This window comes from Streptomyces sp. NPDC048481, from assembly GCF_043200075.1.
In the GTDB taxonomy this organism is placed as follows: Bacteria; Actinomycetota; Actinomycetes; order Streptomycetales; family Streptomycetaceae; genus Streptomyces.
In genome coordinates this window covers 495,821-514,524 of sequence record NZ_JBICXC010000001.1, presented here as the reverse complement: position 1 = coordinate 514,524, position 18,704 = coordinate 495,821, and the positions used below count along the sequence as shown (strand labels likewise).

At 69.4% G+C, this 18,704-nt stretch carries 10 protein-coding genes; 1 reads left to right on the top strand and 9 read right to left on the bottom strand.

What is annotated here, in order from left to right; all coding sequences use genetic code 11:
- Positions 1–46 precede the first annotated feature (46 nt).
- On the bottom strand, positions 47–1,153 hold the full coding sequence (gene proB / locus ACGFSH_RS02100) for a glutamate 5-kinase (protein WP_393344033.1): 1,107 nt from the start codon (positions 1,151–1,153) through the stop codon (positions 47–49).
- A gap of 286 nt (positions 1,154–1,439) precedes the next feature.
- On the opposite strand from proB, the gene ACGFSH_RS02095 reads away from it, so the two are divergent.
- Positions 1,440–2,828, top strand: coding sequence for a polysaccharide pyruvyl transferase family protein (locus ACGFSH_RS02095; protein ID WP_393344031.1), 1,389 nt, complete (start codon positions 1,440–1,442; stop codon positions 2,826–2,828).
- Positions 2,829–2,888: 60 nt separating this feature from the next.
- Here the strand turns inward: ACGFSH_RS02095 and ACGFSH_RS02090 are convergent, their stop codons facing one another.
- The 8 genes from ACGFSH_RS02090 to ACGFSH_RS02055 all read right to left on the bottom strand — a co-directional run bounded on the left by ACGFSH_RS02090 (position 2,889) and on the right by ACGFSH_RS02055 (position 18,510).
- Positions 2,889–4,115 carry a glycosyltransferase family 2 protein gene (locus tag ACGFSH_RS02090; RefSeq protein WP_393344029.1) on the bottom strand — a complete coding sequence of 409 codons (1,227 nt, stop codon included), beginning with the start codon at positions 4,113–4,115 and terminating at the stop codon, positions 2,889–2,891.
- 186 nt (positions 4,116–4,301) lie between these two features.
- A complete protein-coding gene (locus ACGFSH_RS02085) occupies positions 4,302–6,404 on the bottom strand; it encodes a hypothetical protein (RefSeq protein WP_393344027.1) in 2,103 nt (700 codons plus the stop codon).
- Positions 6,405–6,562: 158 nt separating this feature from the next.
- Positions 6,563–8,062: an SDR family NAD(P)-dependent oxidoreductase gene (locus ACGFSH_RS02080; protein ID WP_393344025.1), complete on the bottom strand. Its 1,500-nt coding sequence runs from the start codon at positions 8,060–8,062 to the stop codon at positions 6,563–6,565.
- Positions 8,063–8,746: 684 nt separating this feature from the next.
- Positions 8,747–10,183: a GTPase ObgE gene (gene obgE / locus ACGFSH_RS02075; RefSeq protein WP_393344023.1), complete on the bottom strand. Its 1,437-nt coding sequence runs from the start codon at positions 10,181–10,183 to the stop codon at positions 8,747–8,749.
- Between the two features lie 120 nt (positions 10,184–10,303).
- On the bottom strand, positions 10,304–10,558 hold the full coding sequence (gene rpmA, locus ACGFSH_RS02070; protein WP_007381992.1) for a 50S ribosomal protein L27: 255 nt from the start codon (positions 10,556–10,558) through the stop codon (positions 10,304–10,306).
- Between the two features lie 14 nt (positions 10,559–10,572).
- Positions 10,573–10,893: a 50S ribosomal protein L21 gene (rplU, locus tag ACGFSH_RS02065; protein WP_007381993.1), complete on the bottom strand. Its 321-nt coding sequence runs from the start codon at positions 10,891–10,893 to the stop codon at positions 10,573–10,575.
- 202 nt (positions 10,894–11,095) lie between these two features.
- Positions 11,096–11,605: an SUKH-3 domain-containing protein gene (locus tag ACGFSH_RS02060; protein WP_393344021.1), complete on the bottom strand. Its 510-nt coding sequence runs from the start codon at positions 11,603–11,605 to the stop codon at positions 11,096–11,098.
- The gene (locus tag ACGFSH_RS02055; RefSeq protein ID WP_393344019.1) at positions 11,605–18,510 is read right to left on the bottom strand and encodes a polymorphic toxin-type HINT domain-containing protein; all 6,906 of its coding nucleotides are present in this window, start codon (positions 18,508–18,510) and stop codon (positions 11,605–11,607) included. The genes ACGFSH_RS02060 and ACGFSH_RS02055 overlap by 1 nt, the downstream gene beginning before the upstream one ends.
- Between the last annotated feature and the right edge of the window lie 194 nt (positions 18,511–18,704).

Here is an 18,704-nt window from a genome sequence, read left to right as displayed (position 1 = left end):
CGGTTTCACGGAACGTCCCCCACCGGTACGTTCCGTTCGAGCGGGTTTACGGGTGGAGGATCACCAGGTCGTCCCGGTGGACGACCTCGCGCTCGTACTCGGCGCCCAGTTCCCGCGCCAGTTCCCTGGTCGACCGCCCGATCAGCTGAGGGATCTCCTTGGCGTCGAAGTTGACGAGCCCGCGGGCGACCGCGCGCCCCCGGACGTCGCGCAGCTCGACGGGGTCGCCCGCGCTGAACTCGCCCTCGACGGAGGCGATCCCGGCCGGCAGCAGCGAGGTGCGCCGTTCGACGACCGCGCGCACCGCGCCGTCGTCCAGGGTCAGCGATCCCTGGGGGGTGGAGGCGTGCTGGAGCCACAGCAGCCGGTCGGCCGAGCGTTTGCCGGTGGCGTGGAAGAAGGTGCCGGTGTCCCCGCCGGCGAAGGCCTCGGCGGCGTGGACGGCGCTGGTGAGGACCACGGGGATGCCGGCGGCGGCCGCGATCCGGGCGGCCTCGACCTTGGTGACCATGCCGCCGGTCCCGACGCCCGCCTTGCCGGCACTGCCGATCTCCACGTGGGCGAGGTCCTGCGGTGTCCGTACCTCGGCGATCCGCGAGGTGCCCGGCCTGCTGGGGTCACCGTCGTAGACGCCGTCGACGTCGGACAGCAGGACCAGCAGGTCGGCGTGTACGAGGTGGGCGACGAGGGCGGCGAGCCGGTCGTTGTCGCCGAAGCGGATCTCGTCGGTGGCGACGGTGTCGTTCTCGTTGACGACCGGGAACGCGCCCATCGCGAGCAGTTCGTCGAGAGTGCGGGAGGCGTTGCGGTGGTGGGCGCGCCGGCTCATGTCGTCGCTGGTCAGCAGCACCTGTCCGACGCGGACGCCGTAGCGGGCGAAGGAGGCGGTGTAGCGGGCCACGAGCAGTCCCTGGCCGACGCTGGCGGCGGCCTGCTGGCGGGCGAGGTCCTTGGGGCGGCGGCGCAGGCCCAGCGGCGCGAGTCCGGCGGCGATGGCGCCGGACGAGACGAGGACGACCTCCTTCTCCCCTCCGCTGCGGCTCTTGGCGAGGACGTCGACGAGCGCGTCGACCCGGTCGGCGTCCAGGCCGCCGGCGGCGGTGGTCAGCGACGAGGAGCCGACCTTGACGACGATCCTGTGGGCCTCGCTCACAGCCTGCCTTGCCCCTGCCACCTTGTTCTGCGCTCCTCGCGATAGGCCACGGACGTCCGCGGCGCCATGGCTGTACATGGCTGTCCATGCCTGTCCACGGCTGCCTTTCCGGCAATCTACGCGAACGGGGGCGCGGGTCGCGCGGCGGTTTCACTGCCCGGACGGGGCCGCCCGGGTAACGGTTCGCTCACGCTTTGCGTACGGCAAAGAGAAGGTGCCGGTTCCCCATGTGATTTGAAGAGAAGACAAATTTATTTTGAAGTTTGCGTGACCTACAGTTCGGCTTGTGACGCGCATACTCCTCCGATCGGGGAAGAGCCCCTTCGACGTCGTTCCGGTGGAGGAAGCCCTCCACCGCGACGTGATCGCCACCAACGCGGGCAACCTGATCTTCAGCGACGCCGCCCACAAGATCCTCCAGGCGCCGGACACCGAGGTCGTCTCGAACGGCATGCGGACGGACGTGAGCGCGGCGGCCCGGATCAACGAGGAGTACGACGCGTTCGTCGTGCCCCTCGCCAACGCCTTCCGGCCGACCTTCGAGCCGTCGCTTCAGCGGCTGACCAGGCTGATCGGGAAGCTGCGGATCCCGGTCGTGGTGCTCGGGGTCGGCGCGCAGGCCCCCCTGGGGCCGATCCCGGAGCGGCTGAAGGCGATGGAGCCCAGCGTGCGGGCGTTCTGCGCGGCCGTGCTGGACCACAGCGCCTCCATCGGCGTGCGCGGCGAGTTCACCGAGAAGTACCTCAACGAAATGGGCTTTCGCGACGTCGAGGTCATCGGGTGCCCGTCGATGTTCCTGTACGGCGACCGCCTCCCCGTGGAGAAGAAGACGCCGGCGCTGACGGAGCAGTCGAGGATCGCCGTCAACGGCTCGCACACCGCGGTGCGCGGCGGCGGCCTGCACCGGATCATCGGCCACGCCCACGCGCGGTATCCGAACCTGCGCTACATAGGCCAGAACCTCACCGACGCGCGGCAGCTGCACTGGCGGGACGTGGACTCGCCGGCCGGCCGGATGACGCAGATGCCGACGCATCCGGACCACCCGATGTACCGCGAGGACAAGGTCCGGGTCTACGTGGACCCGTCGACCTGGATCGACGACCTGCGGGAGTTCGACTTCTCGTTCGGCTCGCGCATCCACGGCAACATCGCGGCGCTCCTGGCCGGGACGCCCGCCACCGTCCTCGCCTTCGACTCCCGCACGCTGGAGCTGTGCCGCTACTTCGAGATACCGCACCGCCTGCTCAGCGAGGCGCCCGAGGACCTCGACCCGGCGGCACTGTACGAGGAGTCCGACTTCAGCGCCCTCACCGGCAACCACAAGGGCCGCTTCGACCGGTTCACGGCGTTCCTCGACCGGAACGGGCTGCGGAACACCTTCACCCATGGTGACGGCGGGGCCGCCTTCGACAAGCGGCTGCGTTCGCTGTCCTTCCCGCCGGGCGTGCGCCCCTGGAACGACGCCGACCTGGCCTCGCTGACCAGCCGGTTCGGCTGGCTTCAGCAGCGCATCGCCGAACTGGACTCCCACAACGCCCAGTTGAAGCGCGACCTGGCCAGGAGCCGGTCCGGCGCGAAGGGAGTCGCGGGCATTCCCGCCCCCTCGATCTACCGGCGCGCCCGACGGGTCGTGGGCGGTCCGCTGCGCCGCGCCCTGAAGCCCGCCAAGTAGGACGCCGGGCCGGACGCCCGGTGGACGGCCCGAGGAGCGGGCCGTCCACCGGGCGGCGCCTCAGACGGCCGCCGTGCCGCCCGGACGCGCCGGGCGGCGCATACGGCGCACCCTGCGGCGGACCTTGCGGACGAAGCCGCGCACGAAGGTCTCGGTGCCGTTCTTGCGCCATCCGGGGTAGGCCTTGGCCTCGCGGGGCTCGGCCAGATAGATCCGGTCGGGGACGCCGGCCTCCGCGGAGCCGTAGTGCGGATAGGCCAGGTAGAGCTGGGTGCCGCGCTTCTTCAGGACGGGCTCCGGGGTGCTCTTGGCACGGATGAACTCCAGGACGTCCACGAGGAGGTCGGCGCGCCCGCGGGCCACCAGCTCCAGGCGCAGCCGTTCGTGGACCAGGAGGCGCTGGGCGACCCCCTCGTTCCAGTAGGCGTCCATCAGCGGCCTGGCCAGCTCCAGCTTGGTGCGCCGGGTCTCCTCGTCGTTTCTGAGGAAGACGGGCCCGAACTGCGGCAGCACGGTGACTAGGAACGGGCGCACCATGAGCACGTCACGCTTGGGGCCGGGCGGGACGAGCCGTTCCAGCAGGCCCATCAGGGCGCGCGCGGAGTCGAAGCGCAGGGTGTAGCTGCCGCTCTTCGTCACGTGCTTGCCGTCGGTGCGGCCCACCAGGTAGTAGCAGGTGTAGTCGGCGACCACGGAGACGCCGTCGGCCCGCAGATAGGCCTCCATGGTGAACAGGGCGTCCTCGCCGGTCCACAGCGACTCGTCGAAGCGCATGCCGTGCCGCTCCAGGAACTCCCGGCGGAACAGCTTCTGCGCGCTGAGCGTGAACTTGATGTTGGACGAGTAGACGTCGGTGCGGTCGAGGGTCTCGCCCCACATCGACCGGGGCGGCTTGCGGTTGATGCCCTCGACCCGGCCGAGGACCACGTCCGTGCCGTTGCGGTCGGCCATGGCGACCATGCGCTCCAGAGCCTCGGCGCCCAGGCGGTCGTCGGCGTCGAGGAAGAAGACGTAGCGCCCGGTGGCCTTGGACAGGCCGACGTTGCGCGGGCCGCTGGGGCCGCCGGAGTTGTCCTGGCGGATCACGGTGACGGCCATCGGGACGCGGGCGGCGAACTCCTCGAGGCAGTCCCCGGTGCCGTCCTGCGACCCGTCGTCGACGGCTATGACCTCTATGCGCGCCGGGTCCAGGGTCTGGGCTTCGACCGATGCCAGGCAGTCCACCAGATAGGGCATCGCTTCGTACGCCCCGATGACCACCGTGACGTCAGGCTGCGCAACGGTCACTGTTCCCTCTCATCACGCAACGGTTTCCCGGCACGGAAACGCTTTGGACACCCGGAAGACGACGGGTGGGCGGGACGGGTTGCCTGGCTTGCGACACGTGTTCCACATCACAGGATGCATCAAAGGTCGGGGCCCCGGAGAGTTCTCTCCGGGGCCCGAGGCGATGCGCTGCGGGGCGGTGCGCTGTCAGGCGGTGGTGACGTCCTTGGTCCGTGCGGCCTCGGCGTCCTTGTCGGCGTCCGTCTCACCGTCCGGCATGTCGTCCGGCGCGACCTGGAGGGACGCCTGACCGACGTTGCGGGCCTCGGCCTTCAGCGCGAGATCGGTGACGGCGGTGTCGAACCGTTCGCGCGAGGTGGGCTCGTCGGGCCCGAGCAGGTACTCCTTCAGCTCCTTGCGGTCCTTCGCCAGCGGGTCGCCGGCGGGGTCGCGGACGGCGTCCAGGAGCCGGTCGAGCCCGGCGGCGTCGTTGCCGAGGATCACGGCGGCGCGCACGGCGGTGTTCTGCCGCCTGAACTCCTCCGCGCCCAGCTCGGCGGAGTCCGTGACCGCGTACGGCTTGCCGCTCGCGATGAAGTCGGAGACCACGCTGGAGATGTCGGAGACCATCGCCTCGGACGCGTTGAAGCAGTCGTACAGACGCGGCGAGTCGCCGGTGATCACCCGGTGCTCGTAGGAGGGGAAGGAGCGCCAGTAGGTCTCGTTCCACTCGGCGCGCAGCCGGGCCGCCTCCTGGTGCCTGCGGACGTCGACGATGCCGTCGCGGCTGGTCACCGCCTCGTCGGCCCGCTCGTCGAAGGCGAGCGAGAGGGCGTCCAGGCGGGCCTTGAGGCGGTTCAGCTCGGCCTTGGCCCGGGACTGGGAGGCCGGGTCCGCGGTGAAGCGGGGGTCGCTCGCGCGCTGGGCGGCGGCCTTCTTGATCAGGGCGACGATCCGGCGGTGGGCGGCGCCGGCCTTGGCGTTGCGGGTGCCGGTGAAGGGGTGCGGCTTGTACAGGACGCGGACCGGAGGGTCGGCCGCGACCAGTTTCCGCACGATGTTCTCGCCGGCCAGCAGCAGCGAGGTGTTGCCCGGGTTGTCGTCCCAGCCCTCCCAGGTGGGCGCGTACAGCACGGTCGGGATCCGGTCGGCGGGCACGCCGGCGCCCGGCCTGATGGACGCCAGCTGCGGGCGGCCGACCTCGACGACGTCCTCGTCGCGGATGCCGACGTCGGCGATGGCGTAGCGGTCGCGGCCCGCGCGGCCGGCGACCCACACCTCGTCGTAGACCTTGCTGAACGGGTTGACGCTGGCGGCCTTGTCGCTGTCGCCGTGGCCGATGAAGACGTGCTTCATGGTCGGCACGCGCAGCAGGTGGATGTTCTTGCCGACGTTCGCGCAGTACAGCGCGACCCGCACCATGGACAGGTCCAGGTTCATCAGGTGCACCCCGCCGGGCACGCAGACGACCGGGACCGACGTGGGCGCCATGTTCTCCAGGATGGCGCGCTCGCGCAGGATCACCAGCGGCCGCGCCTCCATCTGCTCCATGGTCTCCAGCCACATGTTGACCTGGTAGGCGGAGTCGTCGGAGCCGGAGAAGTACAGGACCGTCTCGGGCCGGTACTCGCGCAGCCAGGCGCTGACGGCGGCCAGCACCTTGGGGGCCTTGGGCGGGAGCCGCCTGGCCCGCAGGTACGGCACCAGCGCGAGGACGTACAGCCCGCCGAGGCCGAGGGTGACGGCGATGCCGGCGAAGCCGGGGCGCACCGAGTCGGCCATCGCGACGATCAGCAGGCCCACGACGGCCGCGAGGTCGAGGTGGAGCATCTTGACCGTGGCGCGGTTGAGCAGCAGGCGCGGCGGGGCGTCCGGGATGCGCAGCCGGGAGGCCAGGTCGACGTTCCTCGTCGCGACCGGCATCTGGCGGCGCTTGCCGATCAGGGTGACCAGCGCGCCGTGCGGGGCCTGAAGGCCGAAGAACACCGTGAAGCACGCGATCGCGGCGTAGAAGACCGGTTCCTGTGAGAGGTCGAGTCTCGCCAGCAGCAGGATCAGCAGCAGCTCGCGCACCAGGAACCGGGTGGACACACCGGCTCGCACCTTGGACAGCAGTCCGATGAGACGGCTGCGCCTGCGGTGGAGATAGAGGTCCGCCAGGTAGGTCACGGCGGCCGCGACGGCGAAGGCGGGAGCGCTCGGGACGAGCGCGGTCGCCATGAGGCCGGGGTAGCCCAGCATCATGAGGACCGCTGCGGCCAGTTCGGCCGCGCTGCCCACCCGGGCTACGCGAATAGCGGTGGATATCACGGAGAAACCTGCTCTGGGAGGGGGCCGGTCATAGGTGCCTGAAAGTCCGGAAAATCCTTTTTGAAGGTTTCGGGAGTTTTACGGATTCAGGCCTCTGTGAATTCTCCGTAAATCGGGAACCACAGAGGCCTGAAAAATCGATGGCTATTTGGCCTCGATTATGCCACGCCGTCCTGTCGGTCGAGCACCCCGGCAAGAGCCTGCTCGAAGTCGGAGGCCTTGCCGGCGGCGGCCGTCGGGTCCTGCTGGCGGACGTCGACGACATGCCCGGTGAGCTCGGAAAGCAGCACGTCGAGGGAGGTGCGGGCGACGGCTTCGGAGGACAGCAGGCTGCCCGCGGGCTCCTGCCCGAAGGCCTTCGTACGCATCGGGGTCGCGGTGCGTTCGGGGTTGACGCAGTTCACCCGGATGCCGTCACCGGCCCACTCGTCGGACAGGGCCTGGGTGAGATTCACCATGGCCGCCTTGGTCGAGGAGTACAGGCTGTACTCGGCCCGGCCGCGGGTGTAGCTGCTGGAGGTGTAGAGCAGCAATTGGCCCTTGGTCTCCGCCAGGTACTTGTAAGCCGAACGTGCGATCTGAACCGGCGCCAGGTAGTTGACCTTCAGCGCTTCCTCGATGGTCGCGTTGTCGGTCTCCGCCAGCTTGCCGATGCGCAGCACTCCGGCGGTGTTGACGACGTAGTCGACGCGGCCGGTCTCGCTGTAGGCCTTGGACAGGGCGTCGTCGACCTCCTCCGGGTTCTCCACGTGCGTACCGGTGGTGGAGCGGCCGAGGGCGTAGACCCGGGCGCCGTAGGACTCGGCGAGTTCGGCGATGTCCTTGCCGATGCCGTACGAGCCGCCGAAGACGACCACGGTCCTGCCGGTGAGCAGCTCGCGGTAGACCTCCTCGCCCTTCTGCTCGGGGGTGGCGGAGGAGGCGAGCTGGAAGAGCTTGTCGGCGATGAAGACGTCGACGGGCTGAGTCACCTTCATGTTGTACTCGTCGCCCGCGACGACGTGGATCGGCACGTCCGGCAGGTAGCGCAGGACGACCGTGCAGTCGTCGGTGGCCTGGAAGTTGGGGTCGCCCGCGGCCACCTCGTAGGCCCGCCGGATGGTGGACAGCTTGAACGCCTGCGGAGTCTGGCCGCGGCGCAGCCGGGAGCGGTCCGGGATCTCGGTGATGAACTCGCCGTCCTCGCCGTGCGTGCGCGTGACGATGATGGTGTCCGCGGACGGAATGGCCACGTCGACGGCCTGGTAGCGCTCCAGGGCGGTGACGCAGTCGTCGATGACGCGCTGCGAGAGCAGGGGGCGCACGGCGTCGTGGAAGAGGACGTTGAGGTCCTCGCCCTCGGCCAGTCCCTCGCCCAGGGCGGCGATGGCGCGCTCGGTGGTCTCGTTCCGCGTGGAACCGCCCTCGATGATCGCCCGGACCTTCGTGAACCCGGCCTTGGCGACGATCTTCTCGACGTCGGGGACATAGCCGGGCGCCATCAGCACGATGATGTCGTCGACCGAGGCCGCCTTCTCGAAGGTGGTCAGCGTGTGCTCGATGACTGCCTTGCCGGCGATCTTCAGCAGCTGCTTGGGGATCGACAGACCCACGCGCTGGCCGGTGCCACCGGCCAGGATCACTGCGGTGGTACGGGGCTTGGCTATGTGCTGGGACACAGGGGACCTACCTTGGGGCGACAGGGACGGGGAAATGGTCCCACTTGCGGTTACCGCGATGCAAGGTGAGCGCCGTTCGCTGCAAATGTGCCCGCAACCCGGCATTCACCTTGCGACGCTGACGATTGTCGAGGCATCGGCGCGGCTTCCCGCGGATGCCCCTGGGAAATCCTGTGAGTTACTCCACAGAAGTAACGCATTGCCGATGCCGGGGGTGACGGGTGTGACTCTAACGGTCCCCGAGGGGTGCCCCTGCCACCGCGACCGCCCGCGGCGGCGGCGACGGTGCGCCGCAGCGGGCCTCGTCGTCGGCCCTCGGCGTGGCGGGCTCCGGCAGACGGTTCCGAAGACGGTTTGGGATCTTCACGTCCCGGCCGACGGTGCTGCACCTGTCCTTCATATGCATGACACTCCACGCCACTCCCCGGCGGACCACCCCGGAATTGGACGGGTTCCGCCGGAGGCCGATATCAGTGAATTCCCTGTCGGAATTCCTGGGAATTCCTGTGCCGGCGCCGTCCGTGATAACGCCGGGCGTTCGGGGCACGCGGATCGCCGGAAAACGCCCTCGTCCCCCTCCCGTGGCGGCGGGCCGGCGCGGTGGTCGGGCGGGAAAGCGTCGAGGCAGGCGCCCGGGGCCGGGTGCCTGCCTCGACGGTGAAGACGCGGAGCGGGGAGCGGGGATCAGAAGGGCTCGAAGCCCTCGAACTCCTGGGCCGCCTCGTCGCGTTCGGCCTGCTTGTCCCGGCGGCGCTGGGTCGCCGGACGCGGCGCCTCGAAGCGGTGGTCCTCGCCCCGGCGGCCGAGCATCTCGGCGCCGGCCGTGACCGACGGCTCCCAGTCGAAGACGACCGCGTTGTCCTCGGGGCCGATGGCGACGCCGTCGCCGCCGCGGGCGCCCGCCTTCATCAGCGCGTCCTCCACGCCGAGCCGGTTGAGCCGGTCGGCGAGGTAGCCCACGGCCTCGTCGTTGTTGAAGTCGGTCTGGCGCACCCAGCGTTCGGGCTTCTCGCCCCGGACGCGGAACAGGCCGTCCTCCTCCAGCGAGACGGTGAAGCCGGTGTCGTCGACCGCCTTCGGACGGATGACGACCCGGGTCGCCTCCTCCTTCGGCTTGGCCGCGCGTGTCGCGGCCACCATCTCGGCGATCGCGAACGACAGTTCCTTCAGGCCCATGTGGGCGACCGCGGACACCTCGAAGACGCGGTACCCGCGCGCCTCCAGGTCCGGGCGGACCATCTCTGCGAGGTCCTTGCCGTCCGGCACGTCGATCTTGTTGAGCACCACGAGCCGCGGCCGGTTGCCGAGGCCGCCGTACTGCTTGAGCTCCTCCTCGATGATGTCGAGGTCGGAGAGCGGGTCGCGCTCGGACTCCAGGGTCGCGGTGTCCAGCACGTGCACCAGGACGCTGCACCGCTCGACGTGGCGCAGGAACTCCAGGCCCAGCCCCTTGCCCTGGCTGGCGCCCGGGATCAGGCCCGGCACGTCGGCGATGGTGTAGACCGTGGAGCCGGCCGTGACCACGCCCAGGTTCGGGACGAGGGTGGTGAACGGATAGTCCGCGATCTTCGGCTTGGCGGCGGACAGGACGGAGATCAGCGAGGACTTGCCGGCGCTCGGGTAGCCGACGAGGGCCACGTCCGCGACCGTCTTCAGCTCCAGCACGATGTCCTGGAGGCCGCCGGGCTCGCCGAGCAGCGCGAAGCCGGGCGCCTTACGGCGGGCCGAGGCCAGCGCCGCGTTGCCGAGGCCGCCGCGGCCGCCCTGGGCGGCGATGTACGAGGTGCCGTGACCGACCAGGTCGGCCAGCACGTTGCCGTCCTTGTCCTGGACGACGGTGCCGTCCGGGACGGGCAGGATCAGGTCCTGGCCGTCCTTGCCGGACCTGTTGCCGCCCTCGCCGGGCTTGCCGTTGGTGGCGCTGCGGTGGGGCTTGTGGTGGTAGTCGAGGAGCGTGGTGACCGACTGGTCCACGACCAGGATCACATCGCCGCCACGGCCGCCGTTGCCCCCGTCGGGGCCACCGAGCGGCTTGAACTTCTCACGGTGGACGGAGGCACAGCCGTGGCCTCCGTTACCCGCGGCGACATGCAGTTCGACGCGGTCCACGAAGGTGGTCATCTGGGTGCCTCCAGCACTGGCTACAAAACGGAACGTACGTATCTGTCTACTGCGTAACACGCGAAAGGCGGACCCGCCTTCCCGCACGGGAAGTGAGGTCCGCCTCGCGAAAGCTTCCGATCAGGCGACCGGAACGATGTTCACGACCTTGCGGCCACGGTGCGTGCCGAACTCCACCGCACCGGCGTTCAGCGCGAACAGCGTGTCGTCGCCGCCACGGCCGACGCCCGCGCCGGGGTGGAAGTGCGTGCCGCGCTGGCGGACCAGGATCTCACCCGCGTTGACGACCTGACCGCCGAAGCGCTTCACGCCGAGCCGCTGGGCATTGGAGTCGCGACCGTTCCGGGTGGACGATGCGCCCTTCTTGTGTGCCATGTCTCCTCAGTCCCTTACTTCGCAGCCGCGGGGATCTCAGTGACCTTGATCGCCGTGTACTGCTGGCGGTGGCCCTGACGACGGCGGTAACCGGTCTTGTTCTTGTAGCGAAGGATGTCGATCTTGACGCCCTTGTGGTGGTCCACGACCTCGGCCTGGACCTTGATGCCGGCCAGCACCCACGGGTCGCTGGTCACAGCGTCGCCGTCGACAACGAGCAGGGTCGAGAGCTCGACCGTGTCGCCAACCTTGGCAGTGGAAATCTTGTCAACCTCAACGATGTCGCCGACAGCAACCTTGTGCTGGCGACCACCGCTGCGCACGATGGCGTACACGCGGATCTCACTCTCTCGCTCTGGGACGGCATCCCCGCAGTCCAGCCACCCGGGAACGAACACGGACGGCCTCTCCCGGCCACCTAGGTACCGGTACCCGGGAGGAAGAGGGTTTACGGAGATGTGGCGCGCCACTCGACACGCCGATGGTCAAGGCTACGGGGCCCGGCTTGAGGGGTCAAACCGGGCCCCGCGGCGATCCTCACCCCGTCGGCATCGCGGGCCAGGGGTCAAGCCCTGGATCCGAGTAGAGGCAGATCAGCGGGCGGTTGGCGCAGATCGCCAGTTCCAGAGCCGCCTCGACCGTGGCGCCGAGCTCCCAGATCCAGCCCATTCCCGTGGCGATCACCCTGCCGCCGGCCTCGACGAAGACGCTGGAGTAGCTGAGCCATTCGCCGATGGGAAAGTACGACCCGCCCAGAATGCCCTCCACCTCCTCCGCTGTACCGCGCTGGCCCGCTCCGGCCTCCAGTGGGTCGAACGTGAGGGGATCCTCATTGGTGAAGTTCGGTCCGACCCGGTTGCCCGGCTCGACCGTGAGGCCTCCCAAAGAAGCGAGGATCTCCCCGGCGAGCGGGTGGGCCCGAAACCCCTCGCTCTGGAGGGGCTCCAACCACTGAGCGGTGGAAACCTTCCTGTCGGGGGACCATCCTGCTTGGCGAAGCGCCGTCAGGGCGTCGGGGTGCAACGACGCGAAATCGATGGCGGACATCAGTAATCGATCTCCTGGTCGTCCAGCAGTCGCTTGCAGCGAGCACAGGGCTCGGCCACCTTGCCATGCTCCGCGGTGTTCGACGTTGGCATCTGATTGTTCCGCGTTTTCACCGTCCGCATTGAACCACCCCGGATGGCCTCCGGTCCCTCCGCCCGCTGAGCGTTGACGAGGCATTCCACTTCGGAGCATCCGCCGTGGTGGCCGGCGTCGTCCACCGCCTGCTTGAGCGGTCCGGTGATGTCCTGGCCGTGTCTGTTCTTCCCGTAGTACTTCTCGCCCGAGGGCGAGGTGTACTCGGAGGCGAACTTCGCACCCTGGTCGTTGCGCACATTGTCGGCGTGGACCTGCAGGGGGTCGCAAGGGGTGGTGTTGTGCACAAGCACCGGCACTGTCCCGGCGAACACGTAATACGTGTGAACGTCGCTGACGGTGAGGTCGTGCGTGACCTGGCGCCTGTCGAAGGAACGGACGCCTGTGAGGACGACCGTGTCCCCGACCGACGTGTGAAGGCGCATACCGGGTCTGAGAGCACCGGCCTCGACCCACGCCTGCTCGGAATCCACCCAGAACGGGTGGGTCGTCGTCGAGACGAGAGCTTCGGCCTTACCGGACTTTCCCTTGACCTTCAGGTCGACGAAGTGCTTGTCGTCCTTGGTGACGATCGTGCCGACGACCTCGCGCACCTTCGTGCCGCCGGTTCGCGGGTCGGTCACGACGACCTTGTCGCCGAGAGCCACCTTCTCTATCGGCTTGCCCTTGCCGTTGGCCAGAAGGACCCGTGTGCCCGGCAGGAAGCTGTGCGTCGGGACCGGGCAGGAACTGGCCTGCTTCTTCTTGAGGGCCGCCGCGGCCTTCTTTCTGACCTCGGCGAGTTTCTCCGCCGCCTTGGACAGGCCCAACTTGGCCCGGCCCACCGCCTTGTTGGCGTTCCACAGGCCCTTGACCCCGCCGATCATGTCCTTGACCAGGCCGGTGACCCGCTTGGCGAGCTTGATGCCCTTGGCCCACTTCCAGGGCGCCCCGTACTTGGCGAGGATCTTGCCCGCCAGGCCGCCCGCGAAGCTTCCGGCGATGTTGAGCAGGGTCTCGCCGCAGGCGCCGACGTCGCCGCTGGAGATGCAGTCCAGGGCCGCGTCCACGCCCAGGATGTCCCGGGCGATCTTGATCAGGGCCTTGCCCGCGGACTTGATGCGCTGCCGGGCGGACGCCTGCTGCTGCTGCGCCACCGCGACGTCACTGGACGCCTTGCTGACGTCGGACTGCGCCTTGGAGACTTCCGGGTCGGCATTGGTGACCGGCATTCCGCCGCGGCACTCGATCAAGCCCTCACGGCACTCCGGGATGATCATGCCGCTGGGGTCGGCGTGCGTGACCGGGGAGTTGTTGGCGTAGGCGTAGCCGTTGATCTGCTGCGGCTGGGTGTAGTCGATGACCGGGTCCACCGAGATGAACTTGCCGATCGCCGAGTCGTACTCCCGCGCTCCGAGGTGGGTCAGGCCGGTAGAGGCGTCGATGGTGCCGCCGACGTACCCCTTCTCCCCCGGCCAGACACCGGTCTTCTCGCCGCGGTCGACGCCGAACGGGTCGAAGCGGCGCTGCGAGATCGCACCGGTCACGGAGTCGATCGCCAGCTCACCGGTGCCGTGGTGGTCGGAGGCGACGAACGAGACCTTCGCCGCGGTGCGGACCGCGACGGTCTGCCCGGCGTACTCGTAGTAGCGCGTGGCCTCCTTCTTGGTGCCGTCGGCCGACAGCTTCAGTTCGGTTCCGGGCAGGTAGACCGTGGTCCCCGAGGGGTCCTTGCGCTGCACCCGGCTGCCGGCCGCGTCGTACAGGTAGCCGGTCTCCGCGCCGCTCGCCTCGGTGACCTTGCTCAGCGCCCCGGAGTCGTCCCAGGCGAGGGCCTGGGCGTTGCCGCCGATGGTGCGCTTGGTGGTGTTGCCCGCGTCGTCGTACTCGTACGACGACTGCCTCGTCCCGGTCGGGAGGGTCTCGGTGACCTTGGTGACCTGGTGCGGGCCGTCGCCGAGGGCGCCGGCGCCGCCGTACTCATAGCTGCGGGTGATGTTGTTCGCCGCGTTCAGACCGGTGTCGTGGTTGACCTCGGAGACGCGGTTGCCGATGGCGTCGGTCTCGTACGACTTCCAGTACGGGGCGGGGCCGCCGAGCGAGGTGGAACCGGCGGCGGAGTCGCACGCCGTGGGACCCGTGCCGTTGACCGGCGTCGTGGAGCCGCGGCTGCCGGAGCCGGCCGCGGTCGCCGCGGTGGCCGAGGGCGTCCAGGCGTCCTGGAGCCGTTGCCGGCTGTCGTAGGCGAAGCACTGCACGTCCGGCGTGGCGGAGTTCGCGGCGTCCGCGATGGACAGGACGTTGCCGGCCTGGTCGTAGGAGTAGGTGGAGTCCTTCGCCGGGGCGGTCGCGCCGTAGACGTCGACCAGCGACCGGGTCAGCCGGTCGGTGCCGGTCTCGTAGCCGTAGGTCTGCCAGACCTTCTTGCCGCTGCCGCCTGTGAACAGCTCCAGCTGCTGCAGCTGGCTGTTCCTGTTGTAGACGGTGTCGGTGACGTAGGAATCGCTGGTGCCCTTCATCGTCTTGGGACGCTGCAACGCGTCGTACGTGTAGGTCAGCACCTCCGCCGGCAGGTCGCCGATGGCGGGCAGACCGGTGGTCTGGAGCGTGCCGTCCCGGTTGTACGTCTGGGTGTACACGTACGTGCCGGCCAGGGATCCCTGGGAGGCGGGCACCTGGTAGGCCGTCTTCAGCGGCCGGTAGAACTCGTCCATCGACTGGACGGCCGTGGCGAAGTACTCCGTCGGCGAGGTGTAGCTCAGCGTGCCGTAGGCCTGGCCCAGCCAGCCCGCCTTGTCGTACTTGGTCTCCGTCAGCTTGGTGCCGGTGTCGGCGTCGCCCTGCCAGGTGGTGCTGACGCGGCCGAGCTTGTCGTAGACCGTGGTCGACTTCTTGTTGCGGCCGTCATAGGTGACGACCGGCCGGTCGAGTTCGTCGTACTCCGTGCGGGAGGTGCCCGCGTCGGGGTCGACGGACTTGGTCTTGCGGCCGAGCTGGTCGTACTCGTAGCGCCACACGTTGCTCTTGGCGTCGGTGACCGTCTCCAGCAGGCCGGCCGTGTTGTAGGTGTACTTGGTCGAGTCGTACGGGACGCCGGCGCCCGGCGAGGCTCCGCGGTAGTGGCGGATCTCGGAGAGGTTGCCCTGGTTGTCGGTGATCGTCGTCGTGGGCACGCCGCCGACCGGCGGGTCGACGTTCGTGAGCTCGCCGTCGTACGAGGTCGTCGTGCGCCACTGCTCGGCGCCCGAGACCGCGGAGATCTGGGCGGTGGCGCGGCCCAGGCCGTCGTACTCCAGCAGGCTCTGCGCGCCGACCTGGCTGTTGCTCACCAGCAGCAGTTCGTCCGAGGCGGCGCCGTCGGCGTTGTACGTGGAGTTGGTCTTCTTGATGTTGCCGGTGCCGTCGTACCAGGTGTCGGCGACCATGCGGGTGCCGTCGGGGCCCTCGGTCTGGATCTGACGGGAACGCAGCATGCTGTCGTACAGCTGGTACTCGGCGCCGTACGAGCCGTCGTTCTCGATCTTCTCCGTCTTGATCGCGGTGACCTTGTCCTTGCGGACGTTGTACGAGTACTTGATGCTCGGCGTCTGAGTGGAGGCCCGGTCCGCCAGCCACACCGAGGTCAGCCGGCCCAGCGCGTCGTAGGCGAGGTCCGTCCGCTTGCCGTTGGGGTCGGTCTGTCCCGCCGACATGCCCCAGGCGGGGGCGTAGTCGGTGACGGTGTTGTGCCCGAGGGCGTTGGTGACGGTCGTCCTGGTCAGCAGGCCGTTGGTCTCGACGTAGACGGTCTTCGTCTGGTCCGCCGTGCCGTACTGCTTGGCGTCCTGCTGGGACTTCGGACGGCCGTAGACGTCGTAGGTCGTCGCGCCGGTGACCTGGTAGGTCGCCGTGGTGCCGTCGTGCGCCGTCAGCCGCTCGGTCTTGGTGGCGTCACCCTTGGTGGGCGCGGCGCCGAACGCGCCGCCGTCGTACGAGGTGCGCTCGTCGCCCAGGACCTGCGTCTTGCGGTCCGGGGTCGTGGCGCACTTGACGGACACGACCTCGCTGCGGGCCGGCAGCGACAGGATGTTCTTCGCCGCGTTGTCCGCGTAGGTGGTGCGGGTGCAGGTGTCGTCCTTGGCGGTGGAGACGTCGCCCTGGTCGTCGACGGTCAGTGTGCGGCCGGTGCCGTTCGCCGTGTCGAACGTCGTCGTGGACTTCGTCTCGCTCCAGGTGCCGTCCGACTTCAGGCTGAAGCCGCGGCCGGTCTGGGTGCGCACGATCACCGCGTTGGAGGTGCCCCAACTGCGCTTCTGCGTAGCGGTGTTGTACTTCCAGGGAACGTTGATGGTCTTCGCGACGAGCTTGGGGCCGTCGTAGGTGGCCACCTCCAGCTCCTGGCCGGTGAACTCCTTTTCGTCGTCGTACGACGCTCCCGTGGAGTCCTTGACCGACACCGAGCGCGTGTTGCCGTCGGCGTCCTTGTCGCCGTTCATGCCCTGGAGGAACGTGTAGTCGACCCGTGTCTTCTGCTGGTCGGCGGTGCCGCTGGTGACCTTGACCTTGCCGTAGCCCTGCCAGCCGCCCCAGGTGAGGTACTTGTCGTCGGTGATGCCGTCCGGCTCGGCCTTCCGCCAGGCCGCGTCGCCCTGGTAGTCGTAGCGGGTGACCATGCCGTCGCTGCCGCCCGTGCGGTCGGTCTCGATGACGGCCGAGACCACGTACTTGTGGAACCAGTCCGTGATCGGGTCGACATAGCCCGGCGGGGCCCACTTGACCGGGTAGCAGCGCCTCTTCGACTCGCCGGGCCGGGGCAGCGTGGCCTTGGTGCACTCGGTGGGCGCGTAGGTGACGTCGAGCTGGGCGCCGGTCTCGCTGAGGACCATCGACAGACGGAAGCGGTAGAACGGGGCGATGTTGTCGCCGACCGCGTCGACGCGGTTGGCGAGCTGCTCGCCGAAGAGGTCGACGGAGGGCAGCTTCACGGCGGTGCCGACGCGTCCCTCGTGCTCGATCTTCGACAGCCACAGGGTCTTGGAGTCGTCGCCGTTGTCCGTGAACAGGTGCGTGAGGAGCCAGGCGTCCACGTCCTGGTAGTTCGTGGCGTCCTTGCGCATCTGCGTGACGACCGACGTCAGACGCTTCGTCGTGAAGAACGTCTGCACCGGCGAGGTGCACTTGGTGGCGGACTTGCACTCCTGGTCGACCGGGACGTCCGGCCAGTGCGAGGCGTTCGCCTTGGTGCGCTTGCTCTCGGCGCAGTCGAAATCGGAGGTCGTCAGGCAGCGTTCGGCGGTGTTGAAGACGACCCGGGCCGGGGCCTTGGCGGCGTAGACGCTGCCGTCGCGCTGGCCGTAGTCGATGCGCTTGAGCCAGCCGCCGCGGTGATAGGCGGTGCCGTTGACGTCCGTCTTGCCGTTGAGGGCGTAGTAGTTGGTCTCGCGGTCGTAGAAGTACGACATCACGTTGCCGTGCGTGTCCCGGACGTGGTCCAGGCTCCAGCGCCACGCCTGCTGGCAGTAGGCGCTGGTGAACGTGGCGTTGTAACAGGGCTCACCGGAGTCGTCGCCGAAGACCGGGGCGGTCCAGACCGAGTTGGTCTCCTCGTTGCCCGTGGCCCAGCCGGGCAGCCGGTTCAGGCCGAAGAAGTACTCGGTGCCGTCGGAGGTCGTGACCTTCCAGTGCTCGCCCTTGTCGTCGGCGCCGCCGTCGTCGCCGTTGACGGCGCCCGTCAGCCGCTCGACCTTGGAGCCGTCGTCGGACGACATGTGCCACTTGCCGGTGGTGTCGTCCTTGACCAGCTCGCCGGAGGAGCCGTTGAGCATGATCGTGGCGTTCTCGAACGCCCAGCACTGCTCGCCGGAGCCGGAATGACCGTCGTCGGAACAGGGCTTGTAACGGCGCTCGATGTAGCCGGGGTCGTAGGAGAAGCCCTCGCCCACCCAGGAGCCCTGGTTGTTCGTCGCCGAGGTGCGGCCGTCCGCCGACTGGGAGGAGTAGCCGAGGCCCACGGTGGGGGACAGACCGCCCGGGGTCGGAACCGTGTTCAGCGGGTAGTTCCAGTTGAACGCGCCGGAGGAGGTGGCGACGCTCCAGCTCGCCGACGGCGAGAGGGCCGTCGCCTTGTACGTGCCCTGGGCGCCGGAGGGGCCCGCGGCGACGGCGACCAGGGAGGTCGCGGTGCCCGCCATCGTGGAGACGCCCTCGGCGGCGGCCGGCGCGGCGGTGACGTCGGCGGAGACGGTGCCCGCCTTCACGTCGTTCACCGTGGGCAGCGCCCTGGGCAGCTCGGGGCAGGCCTTGCTGCCGGGGGTGGCGGTCGTGGCGCAGGCCGGGAGCTGGACCAGTTGCAGCCGGGAGGCGTAGGAGCCGCCGAAGCCCTCGGCGAACTCGGAGTAGTCGACGGTGAGGCGGACCTTCGCGGAGCGGTCGGCCCCGTCGGCGCGCTCGACGCCCAGGAGCACACCGGCGCCGAGTTTCGCGGCGCGCCGGGGGTCGAGGACGTCGACGCGCACCTTGCCGGCGGCCTGTGACGCCGTGGCCTTCGCCCGCGCCCTGCCGACCTTGACGGGCAGGCCGCCCGCCTCTGCGGTGGCCCCGAGCTTCACCTCTGCGCCGCCCTGGTGGGGCCACACGGCCTTGTCGAGGCCCTTGACCGCGGCCTTGCGCGCGGGGTCGGAGGGGCGGGACTTCGCTTTCGCGGCGGATCCCCTGGCGGGATCCCCGTCGTCCTGGACGCCGGGGCGGCTGGTGCGGCCCCGGTCGCCGTCGTCGAGCGCCAATGCCTGCACCGACGACGCGGACAGCGCGAGCGTGAGCCCGAGCACTGTCGCGGCGACCGCCGGTCTGGGCATGCGGCGGCTCAGTGAGCGGCCACGGAAGAACATTCGGCAACTTCCTGATCGGAGGAGGACGTCGTGAGACGTCATGGGAGGGACAGGTAAGGGAGGAGAGGGTGCGGGGCCGGAGGCGGACCAGGGCGCCGGGACAGGGCGCCGGGACAGGTGTGCCGGGACAGGTGTGCCGGGCCTCGAAGGACCCGGCACAC